A 14,997-nucleotide genomic window follows, 5' to 3' on the forward strand; every position below is an offset into this window, starting at 1 on the left:
AATCAGTATGTACCAGTGCATTGGTTCATGGTTTCTCACTTTAAAACAGTATAATACGAAAGTAACACCCTCCGTCAAGGCTTTCGTCTGAAAGAAATGCCGCTCTGAGCGCCCTTCAATCTAGAAAATATAAAAAACTCCCGTACTTGACGTACAGGAGTCGCGTTGCAACAGAAGATATTGGCAGAGGCGGGGCGATTAGATCGTTTCGCCTAATAAGCCAGCCTTATGCGCGGGAGATGTATTTTCCTTCACGGGTATCGATCAGAAGCACATCGCCTTCATTGATGAACAGCGGAACTTGCACATTGAGGCCTGTTTCCACCTTCGCATTTTTTGTAGCGCCTGTCGCTGTGTTGCCTTTAATTCCCGGCTCGGTTTCCACTACCTTCAGCTCGACGCTGTTCGGCAGGTTGATCCCGAGAATTTCTCCCTGATAGCTGATGATGTTAACATTCATGTTTTCCTTCAGGAAATTCAGTTCCCATTCCAGCTGCTCACTGGTCAAGCTGAACTGGTCATAGGTTTCGTTATCCATGAACACATGCTCCTGTCCGCTTGCATACAGGTACTGCACGCCGCGGTTGTCAATTTGCGCGCGTCCGATCGTTTCACCGGCACGGAATGTTTTCTCCACCGTGTTGCCGTTGCGCAAGTTCTTCAATTTGGAGCGTACGAATGCGGCGCCTTTACCTGGCTTAACATGCTGAAAATCCAAAACGGTAAAAATATCGCCATCCACTTCTACGGTTAATCCTGTTTTAAAATCATTGACTGAAATCACTGAATTTCCCTCCTAAAGGATACGGTTTGAATAATTCTTGTTCGTTGTTGCGGCCTTTCATTAGAGCACGGTGTAATCTTTGGACGAGCTTGTCAATATTTGAATACCCGTTTCCGTGATCACAATATCATCTTCAATACGGACACCGCCAAGACCCGGCAAGTAAATGCCCGGCTCCACGGTTACGACCATGCCCGGCTTCAGGATATCGTCGCTCGCCTTGGACAGTCGCGGCGATTCATGAACCTCCATGCCCAGTCCATGTCCCGTGCTATGCCCGAAATACTCGCCATATCCGTACCGGGTGATGATGTCGCGTGCCAGCGCATCGGCCTCGCGTCCAGTCATGCCTGGCTTGATATGCGCAAGCGCATGCAGCTGTGCTTCGAGCACGATGTCATAGATCTCCTTCAGCTTCGGATCCGGGCTGCCGAGGGCTACCGTCCGGGTCAGATCCGAGCAGTATCCATCCAGGAGTGCGCCGAAATCAAAGGTGACGAACTCATTGCCTTGAATCACCCGGGCGCTGGCAACGCCGTGCGGTAGCGCAGAACGTTCTCCGGAAGCGACGATGGTGTCGAAGGAGGAGGAAGTCGCGCCGCGGCTGCGCATGAACATTTCCATCTCCAGATCGATTTCGCGCTCGGTTTTGCCCGCTTGAAGCAATGTGAGCACATGGCTGAACGTTTCATCGGCCAAATCGGCAGCGCGCTGCATGATCTTCAATTCCTCGGCATCCTTGATGATACGGAGCTCCTCGACCAGACCCGATACCGGAACGAGGCTGATCGGTGCAAGCTGCTCCGTATAACCGGAATAAACCCCGTATGTAACATGGTCCTGCTCGAAACCGAGCGAGGCAATGCCTTCGGATTGAAGCAGTTCTTTTACGGTATCCATAACCTTCGCTCCGTGCTCAATGACCTTAAAGCCGGTCGCTTGCTGCGGAGCCTGTGTCATGTAACGGAAATCCGTCAGCAGATACGACTGTTCCTTCGTGATCAGCACATATCCTGCGGATCCCGTAAACCCTGTCAAATATCTGCGGTTGATCGGGCTACCGATCAGCATGGCCGACAAGCCTTTGGCCTCGAGCTTCTCGCGCAGTCCTGCTACTCGTTTGCTGCTCATTGTTCCATCTCCTCTCACCCATGCCGGGATCAAAGCGGGTATCCAAACGCCGCTATGCCTCCCTGGTCTCCAGAATTTGTAAAAGGGCTGACAAGCCCAGCGTGTAGCTGGCCGCGCCGAAGCCCGCGATTTGACCGGCAGCAACAGGCGCAATGACGGAAGTATGACGGAATTCTTCCCTAGCATGAATGTTCGAAAGATGAACCTCCACGGTGGGAATCCGCGCCGAGCTGACCGCATCGCGCACAGCATAGCTGTAATGCGTCAGCGCGCCCGGATTCAGCAGTATTCCATCCGCCTGCCCGATCGCTTCATGGATCCGGTCAATGATCGCACCCTCGTGGTTAGACTGAAAGAAGGTAATCCCGATCCCCGCAGCATCCGCTTGCTTGCGCAAATTATCCTCGATCGCCTGCAGGCTGAGCGAACCGTATATCCCCGGTTCCCGGAAGCCGAGCAGGTTTAAATTCGGTCCGTTTATCACCCATATGGTTTTCATAGGGTTTCCCACCTTTTCGTCAAATAACCAAGTGCTATTTTACCATAGGCGGTATCGGATTGAGAAGTTTATTGTTTTTAACCCGTAACCTGCTTCGGCTCGCGCATCCGTTCGTCGGTAAATTCCTGGGCAGCCGTGTAACCGATAAAGAGTCCCCATAATATAAAAATGCAAAACTCGGATATGTTCGTATCCCACGTCAGCTTTTTAACCGGAGCCGTAAACCGGAGCCAAGGGTTGAGGGCGATATAAAGCACGATCCACCAAATGACGCCGTAAATGATGCCGGGCCAGGGACCTTTGAGCTTGCGGAAAAGAAACACGTAAATCAGCGAAGCGATAACGGAGAACGCGATAAACGACAGCCAGCCCGCAATCTGCCCCGCCGCGGTGACGAGAAACTCATGCTTGAAGAAGGGCTCCATCAAGAAGCCGGGCACCACCCTCGTGAATTTCAGCGTATAAAAAATCCATCTTACTGCTCCCCAAATCAGCCCAGCGTAATACCCCAGCTCCAGGGCGTACAAAAACGGATTCGTCACCTTGTTCTCCTGTCGAAATTGACCTTCGGTCATGTTGAATCCTCCTTCGCTTGGTAGTCGATGCTCATCTTCCCTTCTTTAGCAGATAGTATGCTCCGCTTCCCACGGGTCAATCCAACTAGAAATTACTTTCAAAATTCGATACAATAGTTAATAGAACGAAAAACATGTCAGGGAGGGTGAACTGGTTGTCCCAAAAGTCAACCCCGATCAGCTATGGAGGCCAAGCTGTAATCGAAGGCGTTATGTTCGGCGGCAAGCATGTCAACGTAACGGCCGTTCGTCGCAAGAATAATGAGATCAAGTTTCTAGAGGTGCCTCGCGAGGATAAGGAATGGGTACGGAAGCTGCGGAAGGTTCCGCTTCTTCGCGGCATCGTCAGTCTGATAGATTCCACCATCAAGGGCTCGAAGCATCTGAACTACTCCGCAGATGCATTCGCTGACGACAGCCTGGATCCGGAGGAGCGTGAGAAGCAGAAGGAGAAGGAAGAATCCGGCTGGAGCCTAAGCATGATCATCGGCGTTGCCGCGGTCAGCGTGCTGTCCTTTATCGTCGGCAAGCTGCTCTTTACCCTCGTGCCGGTTTTTGTTGAGGATTTCTTATTCGGGAATACATTTGATAACTATATCGTGCATAACCTGATTGAAGGTATCATTAAATTGATCCTGCTTCTTGTCTATCTATGGGCGATCTCCCAAACGCCGGTCATCAAGCGGCTGTTCCAGTATCACGGCGCCGAGCATAAGGTGATCAGCGCATATGAGGCCGGTGAAGAGCTGACCGTCAAGAACGTGCAGAAATATACAAGGCTGCATTACCGTTGCGGCAGCAGCTTCATGATGCTGACCATCGTGCTCGGTGTCGTTGTATATTCGGTTGTCCCATGGGATACGATGACAGAACGGATCATCCAGCGAATCGCTCTTCTTCCGGTCGTGCTCGGCATTTCCTTTGAGTTCCTGAAGCTTACCAATGCCATGCGAGATATTCCCGTTCTCCGTTTCCTCGGTTACCCGGGGTTGTGGCTGCAGCTGCTCACAACGAAGGAGCCGACGGATGACCAAGTCGAAGTATCCATCGCATCCTTTAACAGAATGCGTGAATTAGATGCCCAATACGAGAATGTTCCCGTGTCGCAAACTGTGACAGGAAGTGTGCTGGATCCCGCGAAAGGGTGATGAATCCATGAGAAGGCATGCGATCATTTTTTGGACGGCTATCGGGTTAGCCGCAGTAGGCGTTTTGGGCCTGCTGATTAGCCCGAGCACAAGGATGATGGTGCTGATTCCGGCCATCATCGTCGCAATCGTCTATGTGCTGTACAAGTTTCCGCCCCGCCGCTTTAACAAGCGTCCGAAGGTGAAGCCGTCCAAGCGAACCGCGGCCAAGCTGGCGCGCAAGAGCCAACCGGCGAGAAAAACAAGCCCGTCCGCAACACGCAAACAGTATCCGTTCCAGGTCATCGACGGTCAGAAGGGCAAGTCCGACCCTTCCGATGATCTACCGAAATATCACTAGAAGCAAAAGCGCAGATTTCAAGGCTTCAGCAGCCTCGGAATCTGCGCTTTATTGTTTACTTATTCACATCTGTTCGGGTTTCCATCTTGAGAAGAACTGCGTGCCTGCCGTCAAGCCCGAATTGTACAGGTTCATGCTCTCCTCCTTGGTCAGGTGAAAATGGGTCGTGCCGATGCCAAGGGTCGGGATTTTGATGGTGCGGCTGCGGTTTTGCTGCTCGATATACCGCTCATCATGCGCCGACAGCATCGTCTCGAACATCGCCGTCAGCATGCTGAAGGGACCGTCGATCTCATGCGGTGAATTGCTGTTCTTCCCCACCATTTGAAAGCCGAGCACGGGCAGAGGCTTCGGGCCTCCCTTCGATTCACGGTCAAACAGCCACAGCGGAAAATTGCTAAGCAGCCCCCCGTCCACGATATATACAAATTGTTCGGCGAACGATTTCCCTTTAGCTGCTCTGCCTATGAGCCGAAGAATGACCGGGTCGAAAAAATAGGGAATGCTGCAGCTCATCCGCACCGCTTTGGCGACGGGAAACGTTGCCGGATTAATGCCGTATTGGCGCAAATCGTCCGGCAGCACCAGCAGTCTGCCGTTCGTAATATCCGAAGCAACGATGTAGAGCTTACCGGCCGGAATATCGGAGAAGGTGAATATGCCTTTGTCCAGCAAAATTTTTCGGATCCAGTTCTCCAGCGCTTCCCCAGAATACAGCCCCTTCTTGATCAACACCCTCAAAGCCGGTCCGATGATCTTTGCATTGAACACCGGTGCGCGCTGGAGGAAGGTATGAAATGGAGTCTCCTCAATGATCTTCCGGATTTCATCCGCTCGGTACCCTGCTGCAAGCACGGACGCGACGATCGATCCGGAGGACGTTCCGGCAACGCGGCTAAATTCGATCCCCGCCAATTCGGCTGCTTTAACAGCGCCGGCGAGAGAGATGCCCTTGACCCCGCCGCCTTCAAAAACCGCATTGATCTGCATACAGAAAATCCCCCGCCTCACATGGTCTAATGACTATGTATGAGGGCGGGGGATGATTCATACCTGTAGGACGTGCGCCAAATCTTATTTATAATATGATTGCAATTGCTCTTTAAGACCTAACGGATTGCTCAAAATGTTCTCCGCACGGAAGAAGATGCTGCCTTTGATCTCAGAAAATCCTCGATTGTACTTCAGCTGATTGATAATTTCCGATGCGCTCTGCCATCCGACCTCGGACGTGCCGAGCTTGTATGGGGCATGGCCGATCAACAGATCGACGCCCGTGCCTTTTACCTCGTTCACCCACCAGTCCACCAGCTTATCGTAATCAACCGTTGAATTGCTCATGCTCCAATAGATCTGCGGGGCAACGTAATCGATCCAGCCATTCTGGATCCAGGCTCTAACATCGGCATACATGCTGTCATAGGCGGTTACGCCCGCTTTCGTATCCGACCCTGTCTTGTCCACGGAGGCGTTCCTCCACACACCGAACGGACTGATGCCGAACTCGACGCCCGGCTTGGACTCGTGTATCGATTGGCCTAAAGAAGCTACAAAATCATTGATGTTCGCCCGCCGCCAATCGCCGATGTTCGTATACGAACCATCATTATACAAGCGGTAAGCTGCGTCGTCTTTAAAGGTCGTATTGGACGGATAGAAGTAATCGTCCAGATGCACCCCATCGATATCATATTGATCTACAACCTCCATGATCGTATCGATAATATGTTGGCGCGCATCCGGTATTCCCGGATTGATGTACAGCTGCTTGCCGGTGTTTACGATCCAGTCCGGATGCGCAAGGGCGACATGGGACGGATCCAGCGACGCGGTCAGCACGTCGGTGTTGGCCCGGAACGGGTTAAACCACGCGTGGAATTCCATATTCCGTTTGTGCGTCTCTTCGACCATGAAAGCAACCGGATCATAGCCCGGGTCCGCCCCTTGTATCCCCGTCAGCACCTTTGACCAAGGAACGAGCTCCGATGGATACAGGGCATCCCCGGCCGGACGAACCTGAACGTATACGGTGTTGATGCCGACTTCCTGGAGAGAATCCAGGAGCGCGATGTATTCTGCTTTCTGCTGTTCGCTCGTGCTCTTAGGCGACGGCCAGTCGAGATTAAATACCGTCGAAATCCAAGCTCCTCTTACCTCTTCGACCGTAGAGACGGGCGGGGGGGTAACCTCGGAGCCCGAGAAGAGCGAAATCCGCTGCGCCGATTGGTTCCACTCTACCTTCAAGCCAAGATTTTCGCTGATGAATCGGAGCGGTACCATAACACGGCTCTGCTTGATCTGAACCGAAGCGTCCAGCGCAACCGCTGATCCATTCACCAATGCGGAGGTTTTGCCCGAGGTCAACTGCAGGGTGTTGCCGTCTTTACGGATCGTTACCGTCCGTTTGGACTGTTCCCAGACGACCGAAGCGCCAAGTCCTTCGCTGATGACCCGGGTCGGAACCATTGTCACGTTCACTTTTGGCAGTATGTATGGGGATACGTCACTTTCCAGCTTCACGCCGTCCAGCTGTATGCTGATACCAGCCGACTTCGCCTGTGCTGTGGAGACTACCGACGGGAGACATAATAGCAGCATGATCAATACAAGTAACCATCGCCGAAGCTTCATTTCTATTAATCCTCCGAAAATATGAAATTTGCAGGTAATGCTAACCTATGAACCCAACATCTTCAATATGCCTACCCGTTTAAAAAGACATCTGTCACAAGCGGACAGATGCCCCATTACGATTCGCTAACCAGTTCGTTATGAATGTCCCGCAGCTCCTGCAGCCGGTTCTCGTCCCGCTTGAAATACTCAACCAGCGTTTCGATACGCGTAATGGAATCCCAGCTTAAATGATGCTCGATTCCTTCAACATCCCTATAGATATTTTCATCCTGAACACCGATCATTTCGAGGAATTCCTCGAGCAGATGGTGGCGCTCCATGAGCCGCTTGCCCATCTTCTTCCCTTTGCTGGTCAGTACCAAGCCGCGATATTTTTCATATATCAAATATTCGTCTTTGTCCAGCTTCTGAATCATTTTCGTGACGGATGAGGGGTGAACCTCCAAGCCTTCGGCAATATCCGAAACGCGCGCATATCCCTTCTCGTCAATCAGTTTGTAGATGCGCTCCAAATAATCCTCCATGCTAGGTGTCGGCATCTTCTTCCCTCTCTCTTCTATAATTACATAACCTGTACCAAAACCTCAATTTACCTGCTCTTGTAATGATACATGTTTTTTAGACCTGTTGGCAAGTCCTGGCCCCTGAATATCCCACCATTTACCAATATGCAAGAGCCTGGAGCCAAAAGGAGCCAAGCAGCATCAAAACTTCAGCCATTCAGGCGTAATGCCCTGCAGCCAAATTGTGATTTTGTACATTTGGTCCGTAAACAGCAGGATCCCCATCAGGATCATCAATATGCCGCCCACCTTCATCAAGATGCTGGAATACTTCAAAATCCACCGCGTCGATCCGATGAAAAAGGCCAGAATAAAAAACGGTACGGCAAAGCCTAGCGAGTAAGATGTGATCAGTGGAAACCATGTGCCGGGATCCGAAGCGGCAAGCGCGATAATCGCGGTCAGAATCGGTCCGACGCAAGGCGACCAGCCTGCGGCAAATCCGATTCCGAACAGAAAGGTTCCTATGTATCCGGTCGGCTTGGATTTAAAGTTGAATTTCCGGTCTTTCATCAAAAATCGGGGCTGGAAAATGCCGACCAGCATAAGCCCCATAACAATGATTAACAGCGCGGACAGCTGGCGGATCAGGTCCTGGTACTCCATGAAGAACTCCCCGAACAGCCCCGCTCCCCATCCAAGGGTGTAATAAACCGCCGAAAAACCAAGAATGAACGCAAGGGTATGCGTCATCGTCCGGAAGCGGACCTCCTTGCGATTCTGCTCATTCTTCAAATCATTGACCGACATGCCGGTGATGATGGATAAATAAGACGGATATAACGGCAAGCAGCATGGAGATATAAAGGATGCGAATCCGGCTGCAAATGCGATGCCGACGTTAATATCAGCCATTGAATGTTAGACCTCCTTACGTCGTAAAACCCTTTTTGCCGACCAATGCGACGATGAGCAGGCCGATCAGCAGCAGTACAATCGTTGCTCCAGGCGCCAGGTTAAATACGCCGGCCAGCATCAAACCTCCGATGACGGCGATCTCCGAGATGACCACGGACAGAATGATCGAGCTCCGGAAGCTGCGTGCCAGCAGCAGGCTGATGGCAACCGGTATCGTCAGAAGCGCGGACACGAGCAGTGCGCCGACGATTTTGATCGCCGTGCTGACGACGAGCGCGGTCAATACCGTGATCACCATGTTCATCACTTTGACCGGCAGTCCACTGACGCTGGCAGCGTCCTCCTCGAAGCTTAACAGGAAAAATTCCTTAAGCAGCAGGAAGACCACGGCAATGACGATAACGGTAACGCCGCCAACCATATATATATCCGTCGTATCCAAAGTGTAGATACTGCCGAACAGATAGCTCATGACATCCGTATTATAGCCCATTCCCAGCGTGAAGAACAGCGACGCGAGCGCTACGCCGCCTGACATGATGATCGCAATGGACAGCTCGGCATAGCTCTTGTACGCCTTTCGCAGCTTCTCAATCGCGAAGGATGCCGCAACCGCGAACACAAGCCCGGCAGCCAGCGGGTATACTTCAATCAGAAATCCGAGCGCAACGCCGGCAATCGTCACATGGGACAGCGTATCTCCGATCATGGACAGCCGGCGCAGCACAAGAAATATTCCGATGAGCGGTGCGGTGATGCCGATCAATATTCCCCCGACAAGCGCCCGCTGAAAAAAATCGCTTTGCAATATATCAAGCAATGACAACGTCTCCTTCTCTTGCATCCAATGAATTAATACCTAATTTAAACGAGAGAATGCTGAAGATCCTCGATCTCGCAGTTTTCGATCTCATGGGAATGCCGAACGAAAAACTGGATTTTTCCGTTATGCGATACCGGCGATTCTCCCAAATAATCCTTCACCATATCGAGATCATGCGTGACCATCAGAAAGGTCATGTGGTGATGCGCATGCATATGGGTGATCAAGTCGAAAAAACCGGCCTGCGTCTCGGCGTCGATTCCGATTGTCGGCTCGTCCAATATGAGGAGATCCGGACGGTTGATCAGCGCGCGCGCGAGAAACACGCGCTGCTGCTGGCCGCCGGACAATGCGCCGATCCGCTTATCCGCAATATCCTGAATCCGCATAACCTCCAGGGCATCCTCGCATTTGCGGTGATCCTCGCGGCTGATGCGGCGGAACATCTTCTTACGGTTATATAATCCCGAAAGAACGACTTCCCGGACGGTAGCGGGAAAGAGCGGATTGAACGCATTTTTCTGCGGCACATAGCCGATGCGCTCCCAATCCCGGAATTTGCGGATCGGCTGGCCGAACAGCTCGATCGAGCCCTCCGCAGCCGGCAGAAGCCCGACGATCATCCGCAGCAAGGTGGTCTTGCCCGCTCCGTTCGAGCCGACAATGCCTACAAAGTCCCGCTCTTTAATTGAGAAATTCAAGTCCTTAATCACCTTCTGATCCCGGTAATTAAAGGATACATTATCGATTTGTATAATCGTTTGGTGGCAATCCTGTGCTGCCGGTTCCATAACCTGGCCGCCTTTCTATCTTTAAATTTTGCTATCAAAATTTATGCAGCTTTTATACCCTGTAATGACAGGAAGAAGAGGGGACTTAGCTCCCCCCTTCTCTATTATTGTAAGGCCTTCTTTAGATTTTGCAAATTTTTCTCCATAATCGTGAAGTAGTTCTCTCCGTTCTCCGCCTGCTCCTTCGTCAATCCCTCTACCGGGTTTAGGACAAGCGTCTCTACACCGGCCTCATTTGCAAGGGTCTTGGCCAGCTTATCCGACACAAGCTCCTCGAAGAATACGTAACGGAGTCCCTTTTCATTTACCGTTTTCGTCAAATTCACGATATCCTGCGCGCGCGGCTCGGCATCAGGGGACAATCCCATGATCGCGTGCTGCGTAAGCCCGTAGTCCCGGCATAAATATCCGAATGCTTGATGGGAGACGACGATGTCTTTCTTCGGAAGGCCGGACAATTGTTCGGTAAAAGCTTGATCGAGCTTAGCAAGCTTATCCTTCAGCGCTTCATAACGCTGTTCGTACTGCGCTTTATGTTCCGGATCCGCATCGACCAGGCTGTTCTTGATATTCTCGGCCATGATCAAGGCTGACTTCGGACTCACCCATGTATGAGGATCGGTATGATGGCTGGTTCCTTCGGCTGTGCCCGACCCTGCGGCATGCTCTTCCGCTGCGGCCTCATCGTGACTGTGATCATGCTCTTCTTCTGCGGCCTCTCCGGCCGCTTCATGGCTGTGTTCATGTCCAGCCTCGTCACCGGCTCCATGATTATGGCCGTCATCTCCCTCGGCATCAATCAGTTGAATGCCTTGGCTTACCTCGACGGCCTTCACCTCGGAATCCTTATTCAGTCCCTTGAGAAATGAAGGAACCCAGCCTTCAAATCCGGCACCGTTATATAGAAACAACTGGGCCTTGGAGGCATTGACCATGTCCTGGCTTTTCGGCGTCCAATCATGCGGCTCGACTCCGGTCGGCAGCAGATTAACGACATTAACCTCTTCACCGCCAATTTCCTTCGTAAATTCATATATGGGATAGAAGGTCGTTATGACATTGATTTTCCCTTCCACAATGCTGCCGCCGGATTTGCTGCCGCAGCCTGACACGATTAGCAGTGCCCACAGCAATGCTGCCATTCCCCATGTCCACTTCGCTTTCTTGTTCCTGCTCATGATTCCCTCACCCGCTCCGTTCTATCTAATCGTAAACATTACTAACAAGATTATAAGAGAAGAAAAACGAGATTGTCAACTACATCGTAACCGTTACTATTAATTTTTTGCTCATATCGTTCCTTCCATAGAAAAAAGGCGTACCCGTTAACAGGGTACACCCTTCTAACCTTCTTCATTCAATTTCAAGCGCTGATTATTTGACGATTGCGCCATTCGGCATACTCTCCGGCACCGTTGCGAGCGTGAGCTGATCGCCTTTCGAGGCAGCCAGGATCATGCCCTGGGACAGCTCGCCTCTGAGCTTCACCGGCTTCAAATTCGTCACACAGATGACCTTCTGCCCCACCAGCTCCTCCGGCTTGTAAAACTTCGCGATTCCGGACACGACTTGACGCTGTTCAAAGCCCAGATCGAGCTGCAGCTTTAGCAGCTTGTCGGCCTTCTTCACCGGCTCGGCTGCTGTAACCTGGGCAACACGAAGCTCGACTTTGGCGAAATCCTCAATGCCGATTTCCTCCTTCAGCTCCGGTGCTTCCTCGGCATCCGCAGCCGAAGCTGCCGGCTGCGGATCGTTCTTGGCTTCCTCAGCAGCCTTTGCACCGCCCGTCATCGCTTCGGCGATATAAGCGACCTCCTGCTCCGGATCGAGGCGAGGGAAGATCGGGTCGCCCTTCTGAAGCTTCGTTCCCGCCGGTATCGCACCGAAGTCGCGGCCGCTATCCCAAGTTGTCAGATCTCCTTCCGTGAGACCGAGCTGCTCCCAGATTTTCTTCGGCGTCCGGGTCAGGAACGGCTGCAGCAGGATCGAGGCAACACGCAGCGTCTCCACCAAATGGCTCATGACGGATGCAAGCTCTTCGCGTTTGCTCTCATCCTTGGCCAGTGCCCACGGCTGGGTCTCATCGATATATTTATTGCTGCGGCTGACGAACTGGCTAATTGCCGTCAGAGCTACGGAGAACTCCATATTCTCCATCGCGGTCTCGACCTTATCATAGACCGCCTTAGCAGCTTCCTCGATGGATGAATCGTAAGGGGTCACGCCTGCCTTGAAGGCGGGAACCTCACCGTCGAAATATTTATATACCATCGCCACGGTCCGATTCAGCAGATTGCCGAGGTCATTGGCCAGATCCGAGTTCACCCGCTCGACGAAGCTTTCCGGTGTGAATGTGCCGTCCGCTCCGAAAGGAACCTCCCGCAGCAAATAATAACGGAGCGAATCCAGACCGTAGCGGTCGATCATCGTAACCGGGTCGACCACATTGCCTTTGGATTTGGACATTTTGCCATCCTTCATCAGCAGCCATCCGTGTGCGAACACTTTTTTCGGAAGCGGCAGATCCAGCGCCATGAGAATGATCGGCCAGTAGATCGTATGGAACCGGACGATCTCTTTGCTCATCAGATGTACATCCGCCGGCCAATACCGGTCAAACAGCGAGCTGTCCTCCGAGCCGTAGCCAAGCGCCGTGATATAATTCAGCAGCGCATCGATCCATACGTAGATCACATGCTTCGGATCGCTCTTGACCTTGACGCCCCATTCATAGGTTGTACGGGAGACGGCGAGGTCCTCAAGACCCGGCTTGATGAAGTTGTTGATCATTTCGTTCTTCCGGGATACCGGCTGAATGAAATCCGGGTGCTCCTCATAATACTGCAGGAGACGGTCCACGTATTTGCCCATCCGGAAGAAGTAGCTTTCCTCCTTCACGAGCTCAACCGGCCGGCCGCAATCCGGGCAGTTGCCGTTAACCAGCTGACGCTCCAGGAAGAACGATTCGCAAGGAGTACAATACCAGCCCTCGTACTCGCCTTTGTAAATGTCATCCTGCTTCAGCAGCCGCTCGAATACCTCTTGTACAACCGACGTATGGCGTTTCTCGGTTGTCCGGATGAAATCCTCATTCGAAATGTCAAGCTTCTTCCAGAGATCCTTAATGCCTGCCACGATGTCATCAACGAATTGCTGCGGCGTTTTGCCGGCTTCGGCCGCTTTCCGCTCGATCTTCTGACCATGCTCATCCGTGCCCGTCAAATAACGGACATCATATCCGCGCAGCTGCTTGTAGCGCGCCATCGCGTCGCCGGCCACCGTCGTGTACGCATGTCCGATGTGCAGCTTGTCGCTCGGATAGTAGATCGGGGTTGTAATGTAAAATGTCTTCTTGTCTGTCATTGTAATCCTTCCTTTGCCATGAAATGGAGATGCTCGAAACAACATAAAAAGCTCCCGTCCCAATGGGACGAGAGCTGATCTCACGTGTTACCACCCAATTTCCCCGCAACCCTTACAGGTTACAGGCTCATCTGCCGCTTCATTCGCGGACCGCCATTAACGCTGGCTCACGCCGCTCCTTTACGGCAGCCATCCTTGTTCAGCTGCACGCTCAAAAGCGGTTCCTCCAAGACCATTTTCCGAAATGCGCCAAGACCGGTTTGCAGCTTCCCCGGCTCTCTGGACATGGCGACAGCTCTCGTACTTATCTCTTCATTGGAAATCATTATAAAAGGGTTGATCAAAAAGTCGTCTTTTGATCACGAAGTGAGACAAGAAGTAACTCGGCATCGAATCTTGAATTCAGCCGGGCCTTCCGGTGCTCACGTACCCAAAACGTACGCTCCGCTCCTCAGTCCCTAGCTTCATCCAGCCTTCTTGGTGCTGAAAATCCCACTTTTTGATCTCGATCAATAAGTTGTATCCATTTTAATCAACCATAACAACGAGTGTCAAGGTGTATCTTGCTCTTATGAACACAGCATGGGCAATTTCATAGAATTTATTCGCTCATCATCTGGCAGCTTGCAACCGCCTATTCCATCGGTGCCGGCTCCTCGCCCTTCCGGGGCGGGACAAGATCGATCCCCCCGGGATGAAACGGGTGGCATCTGGCAATCCGTTTAGCAGCCAGCCAGGAGCCCTTCAGAGCACCGTGAACTTCGATCGCTTCAAGGGCATAGGCTGAGCAAGTCGGATAGAAACGGCAGGTCGCCGGCTTTAATGGAGAGATGAATTTCCGATAGAAGTGGATCGGAACCTTCACCACCCGGCGTGCGGTGCTCATACCTGTTGCTCCTGCTTTCCTTTGCCCTTGGCCGCCTGTCCGCCGGCATCCGCCTTGCAGCAATCGCGGCAGTAGCCGAACACCTCGAATTTGTGCTGGACGACTTGAAAATCGTCCGGCGTGTCGGTCAGCTGCATCGGACAGAACGTAATCGGGTACGTTTTCTGGCATTGCAGACAGATCATGTGATGATGGTGATGATCCTCGCTGCAGCGCCCTCTGAATTTGATGCCTTCCTCAAACACAACCTGCTCCAGCAAGCCGAGCTCATACAGGACCCGCAAATTACGATATACCGTATCAAAGCTTAGCCCGCTGTACTTCCGGCCCATATATTCATAAACGTCCTTGGCTGTCAGATAGCCCTCATGCTCTCCAAACAATTTGGCAAGCGTCTTTCGCTGATCGGTAATGCGCAGCCCATGTTCCGACATGGCGTCAATAATCTGTTCCGTCGTAAGCATACGCAAGTGACCTCCTGTTCGTGTCAACTCCCTTAATAATGCCTGAAAAAACAGCCATCGTCAATGAAAGCGGTTATCCCTCCTGCCCGAACGTCGGTTTATGGCACTACGCTTGAGCCCGCAGCTGTATCCGCCATG

At 52.1% G+C, this 14,997-nt stretch carries 16 protein-coding genes; 2 read left to right on the forward strand and 14 right to left on the reverse strand.

All coding sequences use genetic code 11. The features are described from left to right. Positions 1-226: 226 nt before the first annotated feature. The 4 genes from efp to MKX76_RS12560 all read right to left on the reverse strand — a co-directional run bounded on the left by efp (position 227) and on the right by MKX76_RS12560 (position 2,989). On the reverse strand, positions 227-784 hold the full coding sequence (efp, locus tag MKX76_RS12545) for an elongation factor P (protein ID WP_007129710.1): 558 nt from the start codon (positions 782-784) through the stop codon (positions 227-229). Positions 785-844: 60 nt separating this feature from the next. After that, the gene (locus tag MKX76_RS12550) at positions 845-1,915 is read right to left on the reverse strand and encodes a M24 family metallopeptidase (protein WP_341033872.1); all 1,071 of its coding nucleotides are present in this window, start codon (positions 1,913-1,915) and stop codon (positions 845-847) included. Positions 1,916-1,967: 52 nt separating this feature from the next. Further along, entirely contained in the window at positions 1,968-2,414 is a 447-nt protein-coding gene (gene aroQ / locus MKX76_RS12555) for a type II 3-dehydroquinate dehydratase (protein WP_007129708.1), read from the reverse strand. Between the two features lie 77 nt (positions 2,415-2,491). Then, complete coding sequence (locus MKX76_RS12560; RefSeq protein ID WP_007129707.1) at positions 2,492-2,989, reverse strand: YqhR family membrane protein; 498 nt, start codon at positions 2,987-2,989, stop codon at positions 2,492-2,494. A 155-nt stretch (positions 2,990-3,144) separates the two neighbouring features. On the opposite strand from MKX76_RS12560, the gene MKX76_RS12565 reads away from it, so the two are divergent. Together MKX76_RS12565 and MKX76_RS12570 are read left to right on the forward strand one after the other, a co-directional pair. Beyond that, complete coding sequence (locus MKX76_RS12565) at positions 3,145-4,137, forward strand: DUF1385 domain-containing protein (RefSeq protein WP_007129706.1); 993 nt, start codon at positions 3,145-3,147, stop codon at positions 4,135-4,137. 7 nt (positions 4,138-4,144) lie between these two features. After that, positions 4,145-4,477, forward strand: coding sequence for a hypothetical protein (locus MKX76_RS12570; RefSeq protein WP_028403694.1), 333 nt, complete (start codon positions 4,145-4,147; stop codon positions 4,475-4,477). Positions 4,478-4,540: 63 nt separating this feature from the next. Here MKX76_RS12570 and MKX76_RS12575 read toward each other — a convergent pair whose 3' ends face one another. From MKX76_RS12575 to MKX76_RS12620, 10 genes are all read right to left on the reverse strand, one after another. Beyond that, a complete protein-coding gene (locus MKX76_RS12575; RefSeq protein WP_007129704.1) occupies positions 4,541-5,467 on the reverse strand; it encodes a patatin-like phospholipase family protein in 927 nt (308 codons plus the stop codon). An 84-nt stretch (positions 5,468-5,551) separates the two neighbouring features. Then, a complete protein-coding gene (locus tag MKX76_RS12580; RefSeq protein WP_251536898.1) occupies positions 5,552-7,108 on the reverse strand; it encodes a family 10 glycosylhydrolase in 1,557 nt (518 codons plus the stop codon). A gap of 116 nt (positions 7,109-7,224) precedes the next feature. Next, positions 7,225-7,650, reverse strand: coding sequence for a transcriptional regulator MntR (gene mntR / locus MKX76_RS12585; protein ID WP_007129702.1), 426 nt, complete (start codon positions 7,648-7,650; stop codon positions 7,225-7,227). Between the two features lie 165 nt (positions 7,651-7,815). Next, entirely contained in the window at positions 7,816-8,529 is a 714-nt protein-coding gene (locus tag MKX76_RS12590; protein WP_007129701.1) for a cytochrome c biogenesis CcdA family protein, read from the reverse strand. A gap of 16 nt (positions 8,530-8,545) precedes the next feature. Then, on the reverse strand, positions 8,546-9,376 hold the full coding sequence (locus MKX76_RS12595) for a metal ABC transporter permease (RefSeq protein ID WP_186311071.1): 831 nt from the start codon (positions 9,374-9,376) through the stop codon (positions 8,546-8,548). Between the two features lie 20 nt (positions 9,377-9,396). Next, positions 9,397-10,146: a metal ABC transporter ATP-binding protein gene (locus tag MKX76_RS12600; RefSeq protein WP_007129699.1), complete on the reverse strand. Its 750-nt coding sequence runs from the start codon at positions 10,144-10,146 to the stop codon at positions 9,397-9,399. A gap of 104 nt (positions 10,147-10,250) precedes the next feature. Beyond that, positions 10,251-11,324 (reverse strand): metal ABC transporter solute-binding protein, Zn/Mn family, encoded by a 1,074-nt coding sequence (locus tag MKX76_RS12605; RefSeq protein ID WP_341033875.1) that lies wholly within the window; start codon positions 11,322-11,324, stop codon positions 10,251-10,253. Positions 11,325-11,520: 196 nt separating this feature from the next. Next, on the reverse strand, positions 11,521-13,509 hold the full coding sequence (gene metG, locus MKX76_RS12610) for a methionine--tRNA ligase (RefSeq protein WP_341033876.1): 1,989 nt from the start codon (positions 13,507-13,509) through the stop codon (positions 11,521-11,523). A gap of 634 nt (positions 13,510-14,143) precedes the next feature. Continuing rightward, a complete protein-coding gene (yidD, locus tag MKX76_RS12615; RefSeq protein ID WP_007129696.1) occupies positions 14,144-14,395 on the reverse strand; it encodes a membrane protein insertion efficiency factor YidD in 252 nt (83 codons plus the stop codon). Further along, complete coding sequence (locus tag MKX76_RS12620) at positions 14,392-14,859, reverse strand: Fur family transcriptional regulator (RefSeq protein WP_028403698.1); 468 nt, start codon at positions 14,857-14,859, stop codon at positions 14,392-14,394. The genes yidD and MKX76_RS12620 overlap by 4 nt, the downstream gene beginning before the upstream one ends. Positions 14,860-14,997: the final 138 nt, after the last annotated feature.

The organism is Paenibacillus sp. FSL R5-0810 (assembly GCF_038002285.1).
Classification (GTDB): domain Bacteria; phylum Bacillota; class Bacilli; order Paenibacillales; family Paenibacillaceae; genus Paenibacillus_AQ; species Paenibacillus_AQ lactis.

What these genes read in the sequence shown, in the direction of transcription:
- MKX76_RS12570 (WP_028403694.1), top strand. Translation starts at nt 4,145, where the DNA reads ATGAGAAGGCATGCGATCATTTTTTGGACGGCTATCGGGTTAGCCGCA.
- MKX76_RS12575 (WP_007129704.1), bottom strand. Translation starts at nt 5,467, where the DNA reads ATGCAGATCAATGCGGTTTTTGAAGGCGGCGGGGTCAAGGGCATCTCT.
- metG (WP_341033876.1), bottom strand. Translation starts at nt 13,509, where the DNA reads ATGACAGACAAGAAGACATTTTACATTACAACCCCGATCTACTATCCG.
- yidD (WP_007129696.1), bottom strand. Translation starts at nt 14,395, where the DNA reads ATGAGCACCGCACGCCGGGTGGTGAAGGTTCCGATCCACTTCTATCGG.
- MKX76_RS12580 (WP_251536898.1), bottom strand. Translation starts at nt 7,108, where the DNA reads ATGAAGCTTCGGCGATGGTTACTTGTATTGATCATGCTGCTATTATGT.
- MKX76_RS12560 (WP_007129707.1), bottom strand. Translation starts at nt 2,989, where the DNA reads ATGACCGAAGGTCAATTTCGACAGGAGAACAAGGTGACGAATCCGTTT.
- MKX76_RS12595 (WP_186311071.1), bottom strand. Translation starts at nt 9,376, where the DNA reads ATGCAAGAGAAGGAGACGTTGTCATTGCTTGATATATTGCAAAGCGAT.
- MKX76_RS12600 (WP_007129699.1), bottom strand. Translation starts at nt 10,146, where the DNA reads ATGGAACCGGCAGCACAGGATTGCCACCAAACGATTATACAAATCGAT.
- MKX76_RS12620 (WP_028403698.1), bottom strand. Translation starts at nt 14,859, where the DNA reads ATGCTTACGACGGAACAGATTATTGACGCCATGTCGGAACATGGGCTG.
- mntR (WP_007129702.1), bottom strand. Translation starts at nt 7,650, where the DNA reads ATGCCGACACCTAGCATGGAGGATTATTTGGAGCGCATCTACAAACTG.
- MKX76_RS12590 (WP_007129701.1), bottom strand. Translation starts at nt 8,529, where the DNA reads ATGGCTGATATTAACGTCGGCATCGCATTTGCAGCCGGATTCGCATCC.
- MKX76_RS12605 (WP_341033875.1), bottom strand. Translation starts at nt 11,324, where the DNA reads ATGAGCAGGAACAAGAAAGCGAAGTGGACATGGGGAATGGCAGCATTG.
- aroQ (WP_007129708.1), bottom strand. Translation starts at nt 2,414, where the DNA reads ATGAAAACCATATGGGTGATAAACGGACCGAATTTAAACCTGCTCGGC.
- MKX76_RS12550 (WP_341033872.1), bottom strand. Translation starts at nt 1,915, where the DNA reads ATGAGCAGCAAACGAGTAGCAGGACTGCGCGAGAAGCTCGAGGCCAAA.